Origin of the sequence: Alicyclobacillus cycloheptanicus, assembly GCF_028751525.1 — a bacterium.
GTDB classification, from domain to species: Bacteria; Bacillota; Bacilli; order Alicyclobacillales; family Alicyclobacillaceae; genus Alicyclobacillus_L; species Alicyclobacillus_L cycloheptanicus.
Window position 1 is genome coordinate 1854189 of the sequence record NZ_CP067097.1, and the last position, 19902, is coordinate 1874090.

General features: G+C 61.2%; 20 protein-coding genes. 17 read left to right on the top strand and 3 right to left on the bottom strand.

The features are described 5' to 3' along the window. Positions 1–42: 42 nt before the first annotated feature. Complete coding sequence (locus JI721_RS08570) at positions 43–258, bottom strand: hypothetical protein (RefSeq protein WP_274454461.1); 216 nt, start codon at positions 256–258, stop codon at positions 43–45. 79 nt (positions 259–337) lie between these two features. Between JI721_RS08570 and JI721_RS08575 the strand changes: the two genes are divergently transcribed. The 9 genes from JI721_RS08575 (at position 338) to JI721_RS08615 (ending at position 9119) form a co-directional block, all read left to right on the top strand. Then, the gene (locus tag JI721_RS08575) at positions 338–1237 is read left to right on the top strand and encodes an MBL fold metallo-hydrolase (protein ID WP_274454462.1); all 900 of its coding nucleotides are present in this window, start codon (positions 338–340) and stop codon (positions 1235–1237) included. Positions 1238–1260: 23 nt separating this feature from the next. After that, on the top strand, positions 1261–2385 hold the full coding sequence (gene mutY / locus JI721_RS08580) for an A/G-specific adenine glycosylase (protein ID WP_274454463.1): 1125 nt from the start codon (positions 1261–1263) through the stop codon (positions 2383–2385). Between the two features lie 66 nt (positions 2386–2451). Next, on the top strand, positions 2452–3093 hold the full coding sequence (locus JI721_RS08585) for a Bax inhibitor-1/YccA family protein (protein WP_274454464.1): 642 nt from the start codon (positions 2452–2454) through the stop codon (positions 3091–3093). Between the two features lie 249 nt (positions 3094–3342). Continuing rightward, the gene (gene leuS / locus JI721_RS08590; RefSeq protein WP_274457758.1) at positions 3343–5760 is read left to right on the top strand and encodes a leucine--tRNA ligase; all 2418 of its coding nucleotides are present in this window, start codon (positions 3343–3345) and stop codon (positions 5758–5760) included. 22 nt (positions 5761–5782) lie between these two features. Beyond that, entirely contained in the window at positions 5783–6469 is a 687-nt protein-coding gene (locus JI721_RS08595) for a FadR/GntR family transcriptional regulator (protein ID WP_274454465.1), read from the top strand. A 106-nt stretch (positions 6470–6575) separates the two neighbouring features. After that, the gene (locus JI721_RS08600; RefSeq protein ID WP_274454466.1) at positions 6576–6998 is read left to right on the top strand and encodes an NAD-binding protein; all 423 of its coding nucleotides are present in this window, start codon (positions 6576–6578) and stop codon (positions 6996–6998) included. Positions 6999–7217: 219 nt separating this feature from the next. Continuing rightward, positions 7218–7397 (top strand): hypothetical protein, encoded by a 180-nt coding sequence (locus tag JI721_RS08605; RefSeq protein WP_274454467.1) that lies wholly within the window; start codon positions 7218–7220, stop codon positions 7395–7397. 25 nt (positions 7398–7422) lie between these two features. Then, entirely contained in the window at positions 7423–8634 is a 1212-nt protein-coding gene (gene ytvI / locus JI721_RS08610) for a sporulation integral membrane protein YtvI (RefSeq protein ID WP_274454468.1), read from the top strand. Next, a complete protein-coding gene (locus JI721_RS08615) occupies positions 8631–9119 on the top strand; it encodes a DUF402 domain-containing protein (RefSeq protein ID WP_274454469.1) in 489 nt (162 codons plus the stop codon). Before ytvI ends, JI721_RS08615 begins: the two co-directional genes overlap by 4 nt. On the opposite strand, the gene JI721_RS08620 is transcribed toward JI721_RS08615, so the two are convergent. Then, positions 9116–9700 (bottom strand): RsfA family transcriptional regulator, encoded by a 585-nt coding sequence (locus tag JI721_RS08620; RefSeq protein WP_274454470.1) that lies wholly within the window; start codon positions 9698–9700, stop codon positions 9116–9118. The genes JI721_RS08615 and JI721_RS08620 overlap by 4 nt on opposite strands. Before the next feature lie 265 nt (positions 9701–9965). Between JI721_RS08620 and JI721_RS08625 the strand changes: the two genes are divergently transcribed. From JI721_RS08625 to nth, 7 genes are all read left to right on the top strand, one after another. Continuing rightward, positions 9966–12224 carry a DEAD/DEAH box helicase gene (locus JI721_RS08625; protein ID WP_274457760.1) on the top strand — a complete coding sequence of 753 codons (2259 nt, stop codon included), beginning with the start codon at positions 9966–9968 and terminating at the stop codon, positions 12222–12224. 101 nt (positions 12225–12325) lie between these two features. Next, positions 12326–13606 (top strand): ribonuclease H-like domain-containing protein, encoded by a 1281-nt coding sequence (locus JI721_RS08630; RefSeq protein WP_274454471.1) that lies wholly within the window; start codon positions 12326–12328, stop codon positions 13604–13606. Positions 13607–13736: 130 nt separating this feature from the next. After that, positions 13737–14375, top strand: a complete 639-nt coding sequence (locus tag JI721_RS08635) for a YktB family protein (protein ID WP_274454472.1) — start codon at positions 13737–13739, stop codon at positions 14373–14375. Next, positions 14372–14944, top strand: coding sequence for an HDIG domain-containing metalloprotein (locus tag JI721_RS08640; protein ID WP_274454473.1), 573 nt, complete (start codon positions 14372–14374; stop codon positions 14942–14944). Before JI721_RS08635 ends, JI721_RS08640 begins: the two co-directional genes overlap by 4 nt. Positions 14945–15056: 112 nt before the next feature. Then, positions 15057–16622: a long-chain-fatty-acid--CoA ligase gene (locus JI721_RS08645; RefSeq protein WP_274454474.1), complete on the top strand. Its 1566-nt coding sequence runs from the start codon at positions 15057–15059 to the stop codon at positions 16620–16622. A gap of 1 nt (position 16623) precedes the next feature. Continuing rightward, positions 16624–18051 (top strand): bifunctional metallophosphatase/5'-nucleotidase, encoded by a 1428-nt coding sequence (locus tag JI721_RS08650; protein ID WP_274454475.1) that lies wholly within the window; start codon positions 16624–16626, stop codon positions 18049–18051. A gap of 10 nt (positions 18052–18061) precedes the next feature. Beyond that, positions 18062–18784 (top strand): endonuclease III, encoded by a 723-nt coding sequence (nth, locus tag JI721_RS08655; protein WP_274454476.1) that lies wholly within the window; start codon positions 18062–18064, stop codon positions 18782–18784. 51 nt (positions 18785–18835) lie between these two features. Here the strand turns inward: nth and JI721_RS08660 are convergent, their stop codons facing one another. Continuing rightward, complete coding sequence (locus tag JI721_RS08660) at positions 18836–19219, bottom strand: DUF2614 family zinc ribbon-containing protein (protein ID WP_274454477.1); 384 nt, start codon at positions 19217–19219, stop codon at positions 18836–18838. 86 nt (positions 19220–19305) lie between these two features. Here JI721_RS08660 and JI721_RS08665 point away from each other — a divergent pair, with 86 nt between their 5' ends. Continuing rightward, positions 19306–19896, top strand: coding sequence for a DUF2140 family protein (locus JI721_RS08665; protein ID WP_274454479.1), 591 nt, complete (start codon positions 19306–19308; stop codon positions 19894–19896). Positions 19897–19902: the final 6 nt, after the last annotated feature.

A 19902-nucleotide genomic window follows, 5' to 3' on the forward strand; every position in this document is an offset into this window, starting at 1 on the left:
GTTCGTCACCTGCTGACTGCTGGGTCAAACGATGAAACGAAGCTAATCTTCCAGCTGATCGATCACGTTTTGCGCCATTTCCGCGGCGGCCCCGTCGCCGATTCGTGACATTGGCTGGGTGCGCCGCCATGCCTCCCACGCCGCGATGCCGACACTCGCGCCAATCAACATGGCGGTCATCGTCCCGACACCGTTGCGCCGACGTGGCATAAAGCGACTCCGGACGCCATCAGCCATCCCGTTCATCAAATCCCACATGGCCAGCACCTCCCGCGGCTTATTCTGTCCATCTCATCGAAAATCACACCTTCACTTTCCGAAAGGCGGCATGAAATCTATGGAACTGACGGCAGTACACGAACACGTATGGGTCATTCGCGGCGCTGTGAATATGGGGCTGGTGCGCACGCAGGGAGACGGGCTGGTCGCAGTGGACACGGGCCTGGACAAGCAGGCTGGCAAAACCCTGGAGAAGGCGGCGAAGGAAATCGGGCTGCCGCTTCGGGCCATCGTGAACACACACGCGCACGCCGACCACTTTGGCGGCAATGCGTACCTGTTGTCACGCACCCCAGTGACAGTCTATGCGCCGGAAGGGGAGGCGGCGGTCATTCGGCGGCCCATGTTTGAGCCTGAGTATTTGTGGCAGGGCGCATCGCCGCTGCCGCAGCTTCAGAACAAGTTTCTGCTGGCACAGGCGAGTCCTGTCCATGTAGAATATACACCGGGTGTCCCCTTCGAGGTGGACGGGACGACGTTTTTGCCCGTTGCGCTGCCTGGCCACGCCGCCGCCCAGTGCGGCATCCTTGTTCACGACGTCTGCTTTGCGGCGGACGCGTACTTTGACCCACCGGTCGTGGACAAGCATGGCGTTCCTTATATGGTCGACTACCTCGCCACCTGCAGGAGCGCGGATTCCTTGCGCAGTGTGCAAGCCGCTTGGTTTGTACCGGGACATGGCGAGCCGGCGCGCCGTCCGGACGCGGTCATCGACTACCTGAAACAAAGGCATGAACAGGCATTTCAGACGGTCTTGGCAGCGTGCCGTCACCCGCGTTCCCTGGACGAACTGCTGGCGGACGTTTGTCGTGCACGGAACCTCGCTCCGGCCAACCCCGGCGCGTATGTTCTGCTTCGCACGCCGATCGCGGCGTACGTCACCGCGGCAGTGGGACAGGGAAGGATGGAAATCATCATGGATGGAGGCAAATTGCAATTTCTAACCATAGAGAAGTAGACCCGCAGCGGAATCAACCGAGTGTGGCAGCTGCTGTGCCAGACACCCACATGGCCGCGCGGCTGGTGGATTGGTATGAGCAGAACCGCCGGGAGCTGCCGTGGCGGCAAACCCGCGACCCGTATGCCATCTGGGTCAGCGAGACCATGCTGCAGCAGACGCGCGTCGAAACCGTGATCCCCTATTATCACGCCTTTCTCGCTGCGTTTCCAACGGTTCGGGCCTTGGCGGCCGCAGCGGAGGATGAGGTGCTGAAACGGTGGCAAGGCCTCGGCTACTACTCCCGTGCGCGCAACCTCCACCGGGCTGCGAAGCAGGTTGTGGAGCGGCACCACGGCGTCATTCCAGACGATGAGGCATCGTTCGGCCAACTGCCCGGTGTCGGTCCGTATACGTGCGGCGCCGTGCTGAGTATCGCGTTTGGCAAGCCGATCCCGGCGGTGGACGGCAATGTCCTGCGCGTGATGACGCGGTATCTGTCGCTGTCGGATCCGATTGAGCAGCCTGCGGTGAAGGCGCGTGTGGCGTCGGCGGTGAAGGCGTGGCTGGACGCGGCCGATCCGAACCGGCTTACGCAGGGCCTGATGGAACTGGGCGCAACTGTATGCGTCCCAAAGTCGCCCCGCTGCACGGCCTGTCCGCTGCAGCCGGGGTGTGCCGGAAGCGCAGCCGGCATCGCGGAGGAGCTCCCGGTCCGGCTGCCCAGGCGCGCCCGCAAGCAGGTGGACGTGCTGGCCCTTTGGATTGCGCATCATGGGTATGTGGCGGTGGAGCAGCGGCCGCGCGAGGGGCTGTTGGCGGGGATGTGGCAGCTGCCGGCGGTGGAAGTGGAGCGGGGGCCGAAGGCGTTGTCGGACGCGGACAAAACGGCGCTGCTCCGGGACAAACTGGCCGTCCTGCAGCCAGCGATGGCCGCGGCCGGGGACGTGGACTTCGCCTGCATCGCCCAAGCGAAGCACGTGTTCACCCACATTGACTGGCATGTGGAAGTGTACCGCCCACTCGGAGACAGCTGGCCCCAGCTGGATTTGTCTCGCTGCGTCCCTGTGCAAGCCTTGAAAGACCTGGCGTGGCCCCGGGTGTACGACCGCTTGATTGCGGAGTTGGCACAACCGCTCGCGGTCTTTGACACGGGCGTGGTAAAATAGGGACAGGGGACATATCCTGATCTCGACAGGGTGGTCCCTGTTGGTGCAAAGAGAGGGAGTGAGGCCATGCAGAGCTATACGATTGCCAGAAATGCGTTGATGAGCCGCGTGTTTTTCGGCCTGTTTCTGAGCCTGCTCACGGCTTCCATCGGGCTGGCGGCTGGCCAGTATGTGCCGCCGGTGTGGCTGAGGATGCTCGTGTTTGTCGAGTTGGCCATGATGGTTGTGGCGATGTTCCTGCAGCGTTCCCGACGAATCGGCATGCCCTTCGTGTTGGCCTTTACGTTCGTTTCGGGGATGACCCTGTATCCTGTAATTTCGTACTACATTTCAATCATCGGTGCCGCGCTTGTGCTGGAAGCTGCCGCCATCAGCGGAGCGGCCTTTCTGATTGCAGCCATCGTCGCCTCGCGGTCGTGGTTCGACTTCACCTTCCTGAGCGGGTTTCTGTTTATTGGGCTGCTGGCGCTGGTGCTGATGGGTGTTGTATCGTTCTTTGTCCCGTTTGGGTCCACCGCGTCCTTGGTCTACACGCTGCTTGGCATCGCGATTTTCATCGGCTACGTGCTGTTTGACGTGAACCGCCTGGTGCACTACGGTGTAAGTGAACAGATGGTGCCCTGGGTGGTCCTGTCACTGTACCTGGATTTGATCAACCTGTTTCTGTTTGTGCTCCGGCTCGTCGGACTGAATGTGTCACGCCGGTGAGGCAAGGTGAAGGGCCGTCCGGGCCGCGCGGACGCGTGGGTGTCTCTGTTCGGACCGCCTTGTCAGAGATGTTCCGTCCGCTCGGACGAGTGGCTGGCTTGCGAGTGTACGGGCGATGCTCTATAATCGTGGCAAGTCGACCCGAGTGTCGAACTCTCGTCCTAGTCGGGGACGGGAGTTTTTTGTTTCGCGCGTGTGCCAGGGGTGCGCGCCTTGGTTGAAACCAATGTCGCAGGAGTGGTTCAGGTCATGGAATACCGTCCGCACGAAATTGAGCAGAAGTGGAAGAAGAGATGGGACAAGGCGTCGTCGCACCACGTGCGGGAAGACAGTGGGAAGCCAAAGTATTACTGTCTCGACATGTTCCCATACCCGTCCGGAAGCGGCTTGCATGTCGGGCATTGGCGGAATTATACCATCTCTGATGTCTGGAGCCGCTACAAGACGTTACAAGGCTATGAAGTCCTGCATCCCATGGGGTGGGACGCCTTCGGGCTGCCCGCGGAGAATGATGCGATTAAAAAAGGCATTCATCCGGCGGTTTCGACGGCTCGGAATATCGAAAACTTCAAACGGCAGCTGGAGTCCATTGGGGCGATGTACGACTGGGATCGCGAAATCAACACGAGCGACCCTTCCTACTATAAGTGGACCCAGTACTTTTTCGTCCAGATATTCAAACGCGGACTCGCCTATCGCAAAAAGATGCCCATCAACTGGTGCCCAAGCTGTAAGACTGGCCTTGCCAATGAAGAAGTGGTGGACGGCAAGTGCGAGCGCTGCGGCACGGAAGTGACGAAGAAGGAAATGGACCAGTGGATGCTGAAAATCACGGCATACGCCGACCGCCTGCTCGACGACCTGGCTGACCTGGACTGGCCTGACAAGGTCAAGCGCATGCAGACCGCGTGGATCGGCCGCAGTGAAGGCGCCAGCATCCTCTTTGACGTCGCGGATGTGCCGGGGGCGCAGGTCGAAGTGTTCTCCACTCGGCCCGATACCTTGTACGGGGCCACGTACATGGTGCTGGCGCCAGAGCACCCGCTGGTCGAGCAAATTACGACGGACGAGCGCCGCGAGGCCGTGGAGGCATACGTTCGGGAGGCGCTGAAGAAGTCGGCCGTCGCCAGGCAGATTGTGGACAAGACGAAGACCGGCGAGTTCACGGGGGCGTACGCGCTGCACCCGCTGACAGGTGCGAAGCTGCCGATTTGGATTGCCGACTACGTGCTGATGGATTACGGGACGGGTGCGATCATGGCCGTGCCTGCGCACGACGAGCGCGATTTTGAGTTCGCCGAGGCGTTTGGCCTGCCGATTGTCCACGTGGTATCACCCGATGGACAACCTCCTGCAGAACCGCGGTCCGTCTACACGGGACCGGGGACGCTCATCAACTCGGAGGACTTGAACGGGCTTGATGTCGAGGCCGGGAAAAAGGCTGTGATCGCCAAACTGGAACAGCTTGGGCACGGCAAAGCCACAGTCAGCTACCGCATGCGCGACTGGGTGTTCGCGCGGCAGCGGTACTGGGGCGAGCCCATCCCGATTATCTATTGCGAGCGGTGCGGCACGGTGCCGGTGCCGGAAGACCAGCTGCCGGTCACGCTGCCGGACGTGGAACGATACGAGCCCACGGGCACCGGCGAATCTCCGCTGGCGGCGATTGAGTCGTTTGTCAACACCACCTGTCCGTCGTGCGGCGGACCCGCGCGGCGGGAGACCGACACGATGCCGCAGTGGGCCGGTTCAAGCTGGTACTTCCTGCGCTACCCTGACCCGAACAACGACGAGGCACCGTTCAGCCCCGAAAAGGTCAACAAGTGGCTGCCGGTCGACATGTACATTGGCGGCGTCGAACATGCGGTGCTGCACCTGTTGTATGCGCGCTTCTTTACGAAGGTCATTCACGACATTGGGCTCATCGACTTTGTGGAGCCCTTCAAGCAATTGTTCAACCAGGGCATGATTACCCAGAACGGCGCCAAAATGAGCAAGTCCAAAGGCAATGTTGTGAATCCGGACGACATGATTGCCGCGCACGGTGTGGATGCGCTGCGGATGTATGAGCTGTTTGTCGGGCCGCCGGAAGACGACGCCGAATGGAACACCAACGGCCTCGAGGGTGTGAGCCGGTTCCTGAATCGCTTCTACCGGCTGGCGGCCGCGCACGCGAACCGTCCGGTACCGACGAGGCCCGCGCTGGAGAAGCTGCGCCATCGATTCATCGCCAATCTGTCGGAGCGGATGGAGTCCTTCCGGCTCAATACCGCCGTCAGCACGTTTATGGAGTACATCAACGCGCTTGCCAGTGAAGCCGAAGCGGGGCTCGACCGTCCCACCCTGGAGACGCTGGCGGTGACCATCGCGCCGTTTGCGCCGCACCTCGGCGAAGAACTGTGGGAGATGCTCGGCCATCAGACGTCCGTGTTTGAGGCGCGCTGGCCCAGTTACGACGCACAGTGGCTGGTCGATGACGAAGTGGAGATCGCGGTGCAGGTCAACGGCCGGGTGCGCGCGCATCTGACGGTTCCGGCGAAGGCGGAGGCCGCAGAAGCGATTGCGGCGGCCAAGCAGCACCCCGAAGTGCAGGAGTGGATCGGCGGGAAGTCACTTGTGAAGGAAATCTATGTACCAGGCCGACTCGTCAATTTGGTCGTTCGATAATTGAGTTTGGCGGGGTGGGACCATGGCTGGCCACGAGCTGTCGCGCAGCAAGCTCTACGTCGAAATTGCGCAGACCATCCGCACAATGATTGAAGAGGGCCGCTGGCAGCCGGGGGACAAACTGCCGACGCTCGCGGAACTGGCCGCGATGTTTGATTGCAGCCGGGCGACCGTGCGGGAGGCGCTTGGCGCGCTTCGGGGACAGGGGCTGGTGGAGTTTCGCCACGGAGACGGTACGTATGTGCGGACTGCCTCCGTCGAAATGTGGATGGAGCCGCTCGAAGCCGCGATTTTGCTCGGCGCAGGCCAGGCCCGGCAGCTGGTCGAGTTGATGACGAGTCTTCTCGCCGGGATCGCTAACTTCGCCGCCTTCCGCAGCGCCCGGCTGGACCTGGAGCCCCTTCGGCACGCCCTGTTTCAGCTGGAATGTGCCAGCCCCGTCAATGAAGAGGTGGTATCCGCGGAACTGCATTTTTACCTGGTGCTCGCGGAGTGCCTGGGCAACGAACTTCTGGAGAATGCGCTGCGCGTTCTCCAGGAAGCGCTGCGCAGCGCACTGCGGATGGTTCACGAGACCGGGGTGGATGGGACCGAGACCTGCCGGCAGGTATTCGACGCGGTCGTGGAAGGGGACGCCGACCGGGCACGCCGCGCTGTCTTTGCGTACGGGGCCTGCCTGCTGCAGAACTTTGAGACCGCAGACACATGAATTGGGCGACTTTTCCGGCCGACCCCCCTTCTCATTTTCCCGCAAGGTGTATATAATAAAGATGTAAGCGCTGTCATCTGGTGCAGTGAAGGGGAGACCGGACCGTATGTTCAGACTATTGGTTGCGGCGTTTGGTCCTGAAGGATACACATACGTCCGCCAAGCCCGGAAACAGGGCGTTGGCGTCAAAGTACTCGACTGTTTCGATAAATACCATCGTCGGTTGATCCGCTGGTACGGTGACGATGCTTTGCAAGTGCCGGCGCGGCGCTCGGATGTGCGAACGATGGCTGCGCAGCAGCAGTTTGATGCTGCCATTGTTCATGAGGATACGGATTTTGTGCACGCCGCACTGATTACGCAATCCTTGCGGGAGGCAGGCATTCCCCGCATCCTGGTGGTCACGCGGGACGCCAGCAAGCGGGCGATGTACCGGCGCTGCGGGGCCAACCGGGTGATTGTGGCGGACACGGCGGAGGAAGCCTGGGCGACGATGAACCGCTACCTTCCTTCGTTTCAAACGGCCTGACCGGGCGTCTGCCGCCGCAGCGGTTGAACCGCTGTTCGTGCCATGGCGGCCGTCCGCAGCCGCTGCACAGGAAATGGCTGAAGGTCGATGGTGCTTTTCGGAATCGTATGAAAGTTTGCTTCAAGGCGTCATCTGGGTGCAGCGCCCCCGGGTGACGTCTTTGTGCTGCGCCGCATGTGGTATCATCGTGGTATCATGAAAGAGAAGGGGGGACTCGCTGTGAACCGCGGTTCGAAGTTTGGATTTTTTCTATTAGCTTTGGTTTCCATGGTCTGTTTAGCACTTGGCAGTGTGTTTGCCGCGGACAACAAGGCGGGACTTTCCACGATTTGTTTTGCGGTTTCCGTCGTGTGGATTGTACTCGGCATGTTCCTGCGCCGGCGCGTCATGAGGCCATAACTGTCCCCAGAAAGGGTGGAGTTGCTTGACGCAGTCAACGGTCGAACAACGCAGGATGCGCAGATACCTGTGGCGTGCCGTGGAAGTCGGCACCCTCATGTTGTTTGTGCTGTTGTTCTTTCTTCTGTTTGCTGTGTCCTTCCGATATATCGTCCCTTTTGTCATCGGGTGGCTGATGGCCATTGTGTTGCTCCCAATCGTCAAGTGGCTGGAGCGGCATAAGGTCAGGCGTACGCTTGCTGTTTTGATGGTCGTGGTCGGCGTGGTGGTGTGTCTGCTGCTCATCTCCATTTTCGCGCTGGTGGCGCTCTCCCGTGAGGCGACACAGCTCTTGATGGAAGCGCCAAACTACCTGGGGGTTGTGCAGCATTGGGTGCAGCGGGAAGTCCTGGCGGGCCGGGTGTTTTTCGGAGCGCTGCCGCCCAATGTGGCGAATGGCATTGAAAGCACAGCCCTCACAGCCGCGGCGCAAGTGGAGTCGGAGTTTCGGCTGTATGCCAAGCACTTGCTCGATTCCATTACCCGGCTTCCGGAGACGGTGTTTATCGCGGTGATTTCGGTCGTTTCCTGCTTTTTCATGCTGTTGAACCGGGAAGGGATGTACCATCGCTTCCTGGACAGCCTGCCGCCGGGGTGGTCCGGGAAACTGCAAGGCGTTTTTCGCGACATGATGCGGGCGTTCGTGGGCACGATTCGCGCGCAGCTCCTGTTGATGTGCATGTCCGCGGTGCTCGGTGTGCTCGGCATGTGGGTGATGCACATTCAGTACGCTGTGATTCTCGGCATTCTGTTTGGGCTGACCGGACTCGTTCCGATTCTGGGTTCCGCGATTCTGACCGTTCCCTGGGCACTCGGGGCATTCGCCCTCGGGGACGCAACCTTGGGTATCAAAGTTTTGGTCCTCCAATGTGTCATCTCCATCCTCCGGCACATCGTCGAGCCCAAGATTGTCGCCGAAAACGTCGGGCTGGATACGCTGTCCACGTTGTTTGCGTTGTACGTTGGCCTGAAAACCATCGGTGTGCTCGGGCTGTTTCTCGGGCCTATCATCCTGATTGGCCTGAAGTCGCTGGTCCGGGCCCGCATCTTTCGGAGTTTCTTCCCGACGGGCGATGAAATCGTGACCGTCGATGCAGATGTCGATCCGATGGATTTTGCAGCGTCCCTCGCCGATGCAGCACCTGACCATGATTTCCATGCGAAGGACGGCCGCGGTGTGCGCCGGGATCGAACATGAACGTGCAACTGGTGAGTTCCAAACTGGACGGCTCACCTCATCGGATTTGGCGGACCGCCGTGTGTACGCGTGACCCGTGGGCCTTTTGTATTCCCCCGGGCGGGCTGGTGGAAGATGCGGATGGACGGGTGTGGTCAAGTGACTATCCGGTGGTCGCACTCTTCTGGCCCGGCTGCTGTGCACAGGTGTTTGTGCTGCTGCGTCAGACCGACACGGCGTACTACTGCAACTTGATTGCGCCGCCGGTGTATGACCCTTGCGCCCGGACGATTCAGTTTGCCGATTTGGACCTGGATGTTTGGGTGTCGGAGGAGGGGGTCAACGTGTTGGACGAGGATGAGTTTGAAGCGCACAAAGCCAATTATCCTGGTGCCTTGGTGCGCCGCGTCCTGCGCACCAAGGCGGAGCTGGTTCATCTCGCAGCGCGTCGGGCAGGGCCCTTTTCACTGGCGGCCGCTGCCCGCTGGCGAGCGGCGGTTCGTTAGTCGTTGCTGCGAACGCGTGCACCGTCTTCTTCCAGCAGCTTGCGGGCCCGCTCCATGATGGCAAACAGGGCCCGGGAGTCTTCTTCCAGTTGCTCGGGGGTCAGCGGCGCATCCGTGGCGGCAGGGGTTCGGGCCAAGTTGGACTCCAGCTCCCGAATTCGCTCCTGCAGCGCCCTCCGCTCGGCCTCCAGCGTTTCCACTTGCTGCCGCAGTCTCTGGTATTGTTCGTCATAGGTTTGCAGGAATTTAATGACATCCCGCATCGAATCTGAAGAAGTGATCGTCGCAGGTGCAGCGGTGCCGGCAGGGCGGTCGCTCGCAGCAACGGACTGCGACTTCTGCTGCAGCTTTCGGTCTCTCTTTGCCGCTTCTATCTCTTCCTTATAGTCCTTGCGCACCACTCCGTTCCACCGGTACCCACAGGCAGCCGGGGTTCGCCCCAGTTCGTTTGCGGCTTCTTCGAACGCACGCAGCTGCGTGCTGCCCGTCCGAATATGGTGCAGCACGAACGCCGCTAGTCTTTCATCGTCTTGCGGGGTCCACGCATCGGAGCGGGTTGCCCATTTTTCTGCGCTTTGCACGGCGTGACGCCTCCTCTTGGTCTGTACTATACTTTATTTCCATGGTGTACGAGATTCATACAATCCCGTGTTTTGACGCCCTTTACCATGCTATGTTGAATAGGCTGGAAGGTGACCATTCGGTTTGAAATTTCGTAGAAACCGACACCCCAGAGCGGGTGTCCAAGGTGCTTTCTAGTACAACAGGGTCGCGAAGCAAGGTTTCCGAACAGGAGTTCGCATGTTTCGCGGCGAATGAAGACCCTATCCGATGAATGAAGGAAGAATGAGTGTGCAATTATCCGTCCTGCTGGATGAATGGAAACGAACACCAGACTTTATCAATCACGTGACCGCCTGGCATGTGGAACCGGCCCGTCTGCCGCGGCTTCGAGACCTGCCGGCATGGGTGCACGAAGACTTGCGTACCGCCTTGGCAGCGCACGGCATGCGTCAACTGTATTCGCACCAGGCAGAGGCAGCCGAACTCGTGCGCGCGGGGCGGCATGTGATGGTCACGACCCCGACGGCGAGCGGAAAAACGCTGTGTTACAACCTGCCCGTCCTCGACGCCATTTGCAAGGACCCGGGCACGCGGGCGCTGTATCTGTTTCCGACCAAGGCGCTGTCTCAGGACCAAGTCGCGGAGCTCCACGACCTGGTTCATCACTTGCAGACCCAGGTCCAGTCGTTCACGTACGACGGCGATACGCCGCTGCACGCTCGCCAGAAAATCCGCGAAGCGGGCCACATCGTGGTCACCAACCCGGATATGCTGCACGCGGCGGTTTTGCCGCATCACACCAAGTGGCTGAGGCTGTTCGAGAACCTCAAATACATCGTGATCGACGAAGCGCACATTTACCGGGGCGTGTTTGGCAGCCACGTGGCCAACGTGATTCGGCGGCTGCTGCGCGTGGCCGCGTTTTACGGCAGTTCGCCGCAGGTCATTCTCAGCTCTGCCACCGTCGCCAACCCGGCCGATCTCGGCCGTGAACTGGTCGGCGCCGAGGTTTCCGTCGTGGATGAGTCGGGCGCGGCACAGGGGGAGCGGCACATCATCCTCTACAACCCACCGGTGATTCAGCCGCAGCTGGGACTGCGCCGGTCGTCCCTGCAAGAAGCGCGGCGCATTGGCGCGCGGCTGCTGAAGGAAGACATCTCGACCATCGCGTTTGTCAAAGCGCGGACCCAGGTGGAAGTGCTGGCATCCTATTGGAAACGGGACGTTCCGGAGCGGCTGCGCAGCAAGGTGTTCGGCTATCGCGGCGGGTATCTGCCAAATGAGCGCAGACGCATTGAACGCGGGCTTCGCGCCGGCGACATTCGCGGGGTGGTCAGCACCAACGCGCTGGAACTGGGGGTCGACATCGGTTCGCTGGAAGCCGCCATCACGGTGGGCTATCCAGGGACGATTGCCTCCGTTCGCCAGCAGAGCGGGCGGGCGGGCCGGCGGAACGGTCTGTCCGTCTCCTTGTTCATTGCCAATGCTTCACCGCTCGACCAATACGTCGTCAACCACCCGCAGGCGCTGATTTCGGCGTCCCCGGAGGCCGCCCGCCTCTACCCGGAAAACCTGTTGATTTTAATGGACCACTTGAAGTGCGCTGCGTATGAACTGCCGTTTGCCCCGGATGAAAGCTTCGGCGTGGAGACGACGGACGAACTGCTCGCGTACCTGGCGGAGCAGCGCGTGCTGCACCGGGGCGGAGACGGGCGGTACTTCTGGATGTCCGACGCACTGCCCAGTCACGGGGTGTCGCTGCGCAGCGCGGCGCAGGACAATGTCGTGATTGTCGATGTATCGGGCGCCAAACCCCTGGTGATCGGCGAAATGGACCGTTTCAGTGCGCTCACGATGCTGCATGAAGAGGCCATGTACCTGCACCAGTCGCGATCGTACCAAGTCGAAAAGCTCGACCTCGAGAACGGCAAGGCGTTCGTCCGGCCGGTGGAGGCGGATTACTATACCGATGCAGAACTGGCGGTGCGCCTGCACGTGCTGGATGTGCTGGAGGAACGCGAGGGCGGGACCAGCGTCCTGCATCAGGCCGGCGAGGTGATGGTGAACGCCATGCCGACGCTGTTTAAGAAAATCAAGTTTGACACGCACGAGAACCTCGGCTGGGGAAAGATTCACCTGCCGGAGGCCGAACTGCACACGGAGGGGTACTGGTGTTCGTGGACGCCGGAGGCGCTGCCGTTTGACAACGATGCGTGGGAGAGTGCACTCGCAGGACTCGCACAGCTGCTGCGGCATGCTGCGTCGCTCCACTGTATGTGCGCCCCGACCGACTTGCATGTCGCTGTGCACATTCGCGACGAACTGACGGGCCGGCCGACGCTGTACCTGTATGACGCGTATCCGGGCGGCATCGGCTTGTCCAACCGCGTCTTTCGCGAAGCGGGGACCGTGTATCAAACGGCGGCGGAGATGCTGGCCGCCTGTGGCTGCGAGTCGGGCTGTCCCGCCTGCATCGGACCGCAGGCAGGGGCGCACAACCCGAAACCGCTGGTTGCGGACCTGCTCCGCACCGTGTTATAGGGCCGCGATCGGAAGCGAAACCGGGCGCGTTCACGGTGTTGCAACAGACGTGTCCTGGCGATAGACAAATGGAAGTGCAAACGAAGGGGAGTGGGAAGCCCGTGGGACGATCGTTGCGCGACCGCATCGCAGCGCTTGAACAGAGTGTCAACCGGACGAGTGCCCCCTCTGACAGCACGGCGCCCGTCCCGCCGCGGGAAGATGGACTGGAGCGCCTGGGCTTCACTCGCCGCCAGGGGAGACTCGGACCGTACGTTTCGCGCACGCTGACGTTTGACTTGCTGGCGCGGCACGGACAGTACACATTTGCGGAACTGTTGACCTGCGAACTCGCGCCCCTGGCCCGGGCCGCCAAGCTCCGCGAGGTTCCCGGCGTCGCAGCGCTGCGCTTCTATGACACCGAAACCAGCGGGCTGGGCACGGGGGCCGGCACCTTCCCCTTTTTGCACGCGGTGGCGCGTGTCGTCGGCGACGAACTGAGACTCACGCAGTACTTTCTGGCCGATTACGCCGACGAACCTGCGATGCTGGCGGCCATCTGCGACGAAGAATTTGCGGCGCCTGACACCGTGGTGGTCACGTTCAACGGCCGTACGTTTGACTGGCCGCTGTTCCAGAACCGGCTTTTGATGTACCGGCTGGGGGCGGAACTGGGCTGGCCGATGGAAGAGACGCAGCACATTGATTTGCTCCTCCCGAGCCGCCGGCTGTGGCGGGCGGTGTTCGGCAGCGTCTCCCTGCACAGCCTGGAAGAGCAGCTGCTGGGGCTGCAGCGTCAGGACGATGTGCCGGGCACAGAGGCGCCGCTGCGGTATTTCACGTTTGTGAACGAGGGCAGCGCGGCACAGATTGGTCCGGTGCTGGAGCATAACGCGATGGACGTGTGCTCGTTGGTCACGCTGGCGGCGCAGGTGGCCGATGTGCTTGCAGGCAGGCGTCCCGCCGTCCACGCCGCGGAACACCTGGCGCTGGGCCGGTGGTACGATGAGTGGCAGGCGTTCGATCGCGCCACCCAAAGTTATCGCGCTGCCGCCGCTGCGCCAGATGCCGACTGGCGTGTACACTGGCTGCACAGCCTCCGCCTGAAGCGCCGCGGCATGTGGGCCCAGGCGTGCGCGGAGTGGCAGAGGATGCTTGACCGGTACCCGGACAGTGCCCTGCCGGCGGTGGAACTCGCAAAGGTGGCCGAGCATCGCGATCGCGACCTCACAGCGGCGGCCGAGTTCACGCGCATCGCCATAGCGCGCCGCACGAGGCAGCTTGGCAGCGGTGCCGCGCAGCCGTTGCACCCGGCGGGGGAAGGTACAGACGGCATCCTGGCGGCGCTGGCGCACCGGTTGGCGCGCATTGAACGCAAGGCGCGGCAGCACACACCGGTCTAGGGGAATGGGCAGGTTGTGCCGTTCCAAGTCCCGTGCCAAGGCGCTGGCCTGCCATCGTTTCCCAGGCACTTGCCAGAAGTCTCAGGCTTGTCTACTGTTATAGGTGTAGGTGTTGAGAAGAGGTGGTTGGGTGAGGTTTTCCGGATTTTCCGACGAAGATTTTGAGGTCTTTGCGGTGCCAGGGCTGGAGCCCAGAATGGCGGTTTTGAAATCACAGCTGCGCCCAAAACTGGAGGCGCTCGGAGCGGATTTTTCCGCGTACTTGTCCGATCTTCTGGGGCGTCCCATGTTCGCGCATGTCGCGAAGCACGCGCGCCGCACAGTGAATCCGCCGGACGACAGCTGGGTGGCGTTCTGTGAAGACAAGCGCGGCTACAAGAAGCACCCGCACTTCCAAATCGGGTTGTGGCGCACCCATGTCTTTGCCACGTTCGGGTTGATTTACGAATCACCGGTCCGAGCGCAGTACGCCGAACAGCTCGTGCGCCACGCGGACGAGGTCCTGCGCATCGTTCCGCCGGATTACGTGTGGATTCCCAATCACATGGACCCGAACGCGCTGTCCGCAGCGGGCGTGGACGAGGCCAGGCTGCGGGAACTGGCAGACCGGCTGAAAGGCCGGCAAGGAGAACTGCTGGTTGGACTGAAGGTGGACCGCGAGCAAGCGGTTCAGATGACCGCGGGCGATTTTGAGCAGGCCGTACAGCAGTGTTTTGCAAATCTGGCGCCGTTGTTCCGGCTGGCAGCTGCGGAGGTGCAGGCTTTGTGAAGTCTCGAGCAGAAGCGCTTGCGTTGTTGAAAGCGTACACAGAATCGGAATCGCTGCTTCGTCACGCCTATGCGGTTGAGGCTGCGATGCGGGCGTACGCCCGCAAATACGGGGAAGATGAAGAGAAGTGGGGCATCACGGGCCTGCTGCACGACTTCGACTACGAGAAATACCCGACACCGCAGGAACATACCGTCGTAGGGGCGAAGATCTTGGAGGAACATGGGTACCCGGAGGATGTCATCTACGCCATTCGCGCCCACGCCGACTACAACGGCCTGGAGCGAAACACCCTGATGGCGAAGGCGCTGTTTGCCTGTGACGAGATCTCCGGCTTCGTGATGGCGGTGGCGATGGTACGCCCCACCCGGGACCTCGCGGACGTCGAGGTGAAAAGTGTTAAGAAGAAGTTGAAAGACAAGGCGTTTGCGCGAGGGGTGCATCGCGAGGATGTTTATCAGGGCGCCGCAGAACTCTGCGTTGACCTGGATGAACACATCGCCTTTATCATTGAGGCATTGCAGCCGGTCCGTGCACAACTCGGACTGGACGGAACACAGAGCGCTTGAAAGCACAGAGCGCCGGAAAGCTTGCAGCAAGCTGCCGGGGATACAGAGGACATGCGATCCGCAGCCGGGGGTGCACGTACAGGTCGTTCATCTGAACGGGGGAGGCGTATTCATGGCCATTCGGGGACCAGAAATCACGTTGCCAAATCAAACGCTCTATGAGATGTTGAAGCAAACCGCCCTGCGGGTGCCAGACCACCGGGCCCTGATTTTTGCGAATCAGGAAATCACTTACCAGCAGCTGCACCAGCATGTCCTCACGGCCATGGCTGCCTTCTGTGAACTGGGCATTGAGGCTGGCGATCGCGTCGGCATCATGCTGCCCAACTGCCCGCAGTACGTGATTGCCTACTATGCCATCACAGGGATCGGCGCGATGGTCGTCCAGGTCAATCCGATGAGCGCGGCGCCAGAACTGGACTATTTACTCAACGATTCCGGATGCAAAATGCTCATCGCGTACGACCCGCTCATCCCGCTGGTTCAGTCCGTCCGCCCGTCGTTCCTGGAACACCTGGTTGCGGTTCGGCTGGGACCCGCAACCGCGGCGCTGCCCGATGGCGCGGTATGGTTCGATGAGTGGCTGGCGGGCACGACCGTGCCTGCGGATTTTCAGATTCCGTCGTTCGATCCCGCTGAAACGGTCGCTGTCCTTCAGTATACGGGCGGCACCACCGGCCGTTCGAAGGGTGCGATGCTGACGCATCGCAACGTGGTCGCGAACGCGCACCAGTCCGCCTACTTTGTCCCGGGCGGTATCCAGCCGAATGATGTCGGCCTGTGTGCGCTGCCGCTCTTTCACGTCTACGCGATGACCATCTGCATGAACCTGCCGATTGCGTTCGGCGGCACGAGCCTCATGGTGCCGCGGTTCGATGCGAAGGAGATTGTCTCCCTCATCGAACGCTATCAGGTCACGATGTTTCCTGGCGTCCCGACCATGTATGTGGCCCTGACGCAGGTGCTGACGCCCGGCTCAGACGCGCTGCGCTCGCTGCGGGTGTGCAACAGCGGCGGTGCGCCGCTGCCTGTGCAGGTGCTGCACCGTTTTGAGGAGCTGTCCGGTGCTGTGATGGCGGAAGGGTATGGACTCAGTGAGTCTTCGCCAGTGACGCACAGTTCCTTGAAGGAGCGGCGCAAGGTGGGCAGCATCGGCATTCCGGCACCCAACACGGAGGCGAAAATCGTGGCTGTGGATGACCCTGCCAAGGAACTCCCGGTCGGGGAGCCTGGCGAGTTGGCCATCCGCGGGCCGCAGGTCATGAAAGGTTACTGGAACCGCCCGGAAGAAACGGCGCGGACGCTGGTCGACGGCTGGTTGTTGACGGGGGATATCGCCGTGATCGACGAAGATGGATTCACCTTCATTGTCGACCGGAAAAAGGATCTGATCATTGCGAGCGGCTACAATGTCTACCCGCGCGACGTCGAAGAGGCATTGTATCAGCACCCCGCCGTCCTGGAAGCGGCCGTCGTGGGCGTACCGGATGACTATCGCGGCGAAACGGTGAAGGCGTTTATTGTTCTCAAGCCTGGCATGACCGTGACGGAGGAAGAACTCATCGCGTTTTGCCGGGAAAACCTCGCGGCGTACAAGGTGCCGCGGTTGATTGAATTCCGTGACGAGCTGCCGAAAACGGCAGTCGGAAAAATCCTTCGTAGGGGACTCAAGGCCTAGCGTGAACATCCACCTGTTTCACATTAACGATGTGCACAGTCAGCTCGAAAACTACATGCGGCTCGGAAAACAGCTTCGCAGCCTGCGTCAGCGGCACACGCAGGCCGGCGAGTGGACCTTGACGTTTGACATTGGCGATACGCTCGACCGTGTCCGTCCGGAAACCGAGGCGACGTTCGGCGAGGTGAACGCCGCGCTGATGTCGGCGCTGGGTTGTGACGGGTGGGTGTTTGGCAACAACGAGGGACTGACCATCCCCGTCCAGCGCTGGGCGAACCTCGCGGCGCGGGCGCAAGTGCCAGTGCTTGGCACAAACATTCGCCAGCCGGACGGCACCCCGTTCCCGTTTTTTGCCGACACGTGGATCTACGAAAGGGAAGGCGTGCGGCTCGGGGTGTTTGGCGTCACGCCGAACTTTGAAGGACCGTACGGAGTGCTGGGTGTTCAGGTTCGGGACCCCTTCGCGTGTGCGGCCGCCGCCGTTGCCCAGCTTCGGCAGGCGGGGTGCGACATCGTGGTTGCGCTGTCGCACCTCGGACTGCATCAGGACCAGGCATTGGCGCGGGAAGTGCCAGGCATTGACGTGATTTTGGGCGGGCATACCCATCAGTTTATGACGGAGCCTGTCTTTGTGGGAAGCACGGCGATTTTCCAGCCGGGGAAACACGGGGTCGTGTTCGGCCACACGGTCATCGACTATGACGTGCAGCGCCGCAGCATCCGGCAGGTCCACAGCGAGCCCGTCGCAGTGAACCTGCACGGACCCTTGGACACCCAAATGCTGTCCGCCTACCGCGGCTACCTGCCGGACATTGAATCGTCGCTCTCCCGGTGTGTCGCACGACTCTCCGAGCCCCTCAGCGTGGCATTTGACCGCGAGTCGTGGTTCGGCAATTTGCTCGTGGACATTCTGTTTCAACGCTACCCCTGCGACCTGGGCATCATGATGGCGGGCGCGCTCACAGCGAGTCTGCTCAAGGGCGAGGTTCAGCTGCAGCATGTGCTGGGGGCGTGTACGACGCCGACCCGGCCGATTCGCCTGACCTTGCAGGGGCGGGATTTGATACAGGCGCTGGAAGCTTCCATTCAGCCGGAGACCTACCACCGGCCTGGGTTCGGATTTGGTTTTCGCGGTGCGGTGGTGGGCGTCCTGGCAGTGGCCAACGCGGAGATTGTCCTGGAGCGGGCGATGGGCGGTGCCTGCCGAATTGCCGCCGTGAAAGTGGCAGGGCAGCGGGTCGATCCAAACCGGTGGTATCGGGTTGTGACCTGTGAATACCTCTGGCTGTCCCCGGTGTTTCCAGCGTTTCACCGCGGCCGGAACATTGAGTTTCATCAGCCGCTGGTGCGCGATTTGCTGCTCGAGGGGCTCGCCGACGCAGCGCTGCTGCAGCAAGCTCGCGTGCCTCGCTACTCTTACCTACGATAGGGTGTTGAAGATGGCATTGATGTCTCGCGCCAATACGCGGCGTATGCTCGTCAAACTGGAACAAGCCTACCCGGACGCGAAGTGCGCGCTGAATTTCTCGAATCCGTTTGAACTGCTGATCGCGACTATGCTCTCAGCGCAGTGCACGGATGTGCGGGTCAACATGGTCACGGAGCGTCTTTTTCAAAAATACCGCGGACCGCAAGACTATGCGGCCGTTTCACCGGATATACTGCAAGAGGACATCAAGGAACTGGGGCTGTTTCGCGCCAAGGCTGAGCACATCGTGGCCGCCAGCCGCATGATTCTCGAGGTGTATCACGGGGAAGTGCCGCAAACGGCCGAAGAACTGGTGAAGCTGCCTGGGGTCGGGCGCAAGACAGCGAATGTGGTGCTGTCGAATGCCTTTGGCATTCCTGCGCTGGCTGTGGACACGCACGTCCAGCGGGTGTCCAATCGCATCGGCATCGCGCACAGCATGAATCCGGAGATTACCGAACGGCAGCTCTGCCAGCGGATTCCCCAAAAACTGTGGGGACAGGCCCACCACTGGCTGATTCACCACGGACGTCAGGTATGTACGGCGCGAAACCCGAAGTGCGATATCTGCCCTGTGTCGGATTTCTGCGCTTTCTACCAAAAGTTGAAAGCGGACCAAAAGCTGCGGGACAAAGTGTTTGAGGAGAAGCCGGCGCCAGCGAGGTCGAAGCGGGCCGGACAACGAAAGTCGTAAGGCGGTAAAAGGTTCTCAGGCGGTCAGAAGCGTTTCTTTTCGCGGTTCGGGTCAGTCGACATTCGGAGACCCCGAATCCAGGGTATCGGGTTCATAGGTCCCGGCTTCCGTGCGCCGCAAGCGCTGATGGCAGTGGCTGCACGCATCGACCGGCCCCGTCAAACGAATCCGTTCGCCGCAGCGCGGGCATTCCATCGTCGGGATGCTGGAATTGACGGGACCAAAGCGAAAGTACATGAGAATCCCAATGACGACGCCGATGCCGCCGACAACCAACAGGTAGGGCAGCAGCGTTCGGTTAAAAACCCCGCAATACATGATGAAAAAACCGCCGAACATGAATACCAGCGCCCAGTTGCGCCATTTATTTACGTTCACGCGCGCACGCACTTCCTTTGTCGACTCTCGTACGATCTCATCGTACAGGACTGCCATTTCGATGTCCACATCCTTGTGATGTAAGCGGCGGGCGGTTCGTGCCAACGACGCAGCGCGGGCAGCAGCAAAAAGGAGGGCTCTGTGTGTGGAAGAAACTGTTCGTCCTTCTGCTCTCTTTTGACTTGCTGGTGATTGTGGCTGGAGCGGTCGGGTTTGCCGTGCTGTCCCAACCACACAAGCAGCCATCCCCGCCGGCGCAGTCGGTCGGCCAGGAAGCGGAAATTCCGCTGACCATTGGCCAGGACGCCATCAATACCTACCTTGCCTACGCGGTTTCCGAGTCCAGCGAGCTTCGCAAGACCGTCTCGTACGCAACCGTACAGCTGGGCACCGAGTGGAACCTGCAGTTCGGGTTTCTGGTCGGCGGACGTGTCCTTCCCGTTTCCATTTTGGTCACACCGACCATCCACAGCGGCAATCTCGATCTGCGTGTACAGCAGGCGCACATGGGCGGCCTGCCGATTCCCCCTGCGGTGCTTGTCAGCGTCCTGCAGCACGCCCCGCTGCCGGCATGGATTGTGGCCGATCGCGATACAAACACAATCGACCTCAATGTCACCGCGCGGCCGAAGTCTCCCTATGGTGTTCGCTTCGTGAGCTACGACGCAACGACCAAACAACTGTCGGTCATTCTGCTGGTCGCGCCTAAAGCGGCGCTGCCGCCCCAAGCATAATCCCCT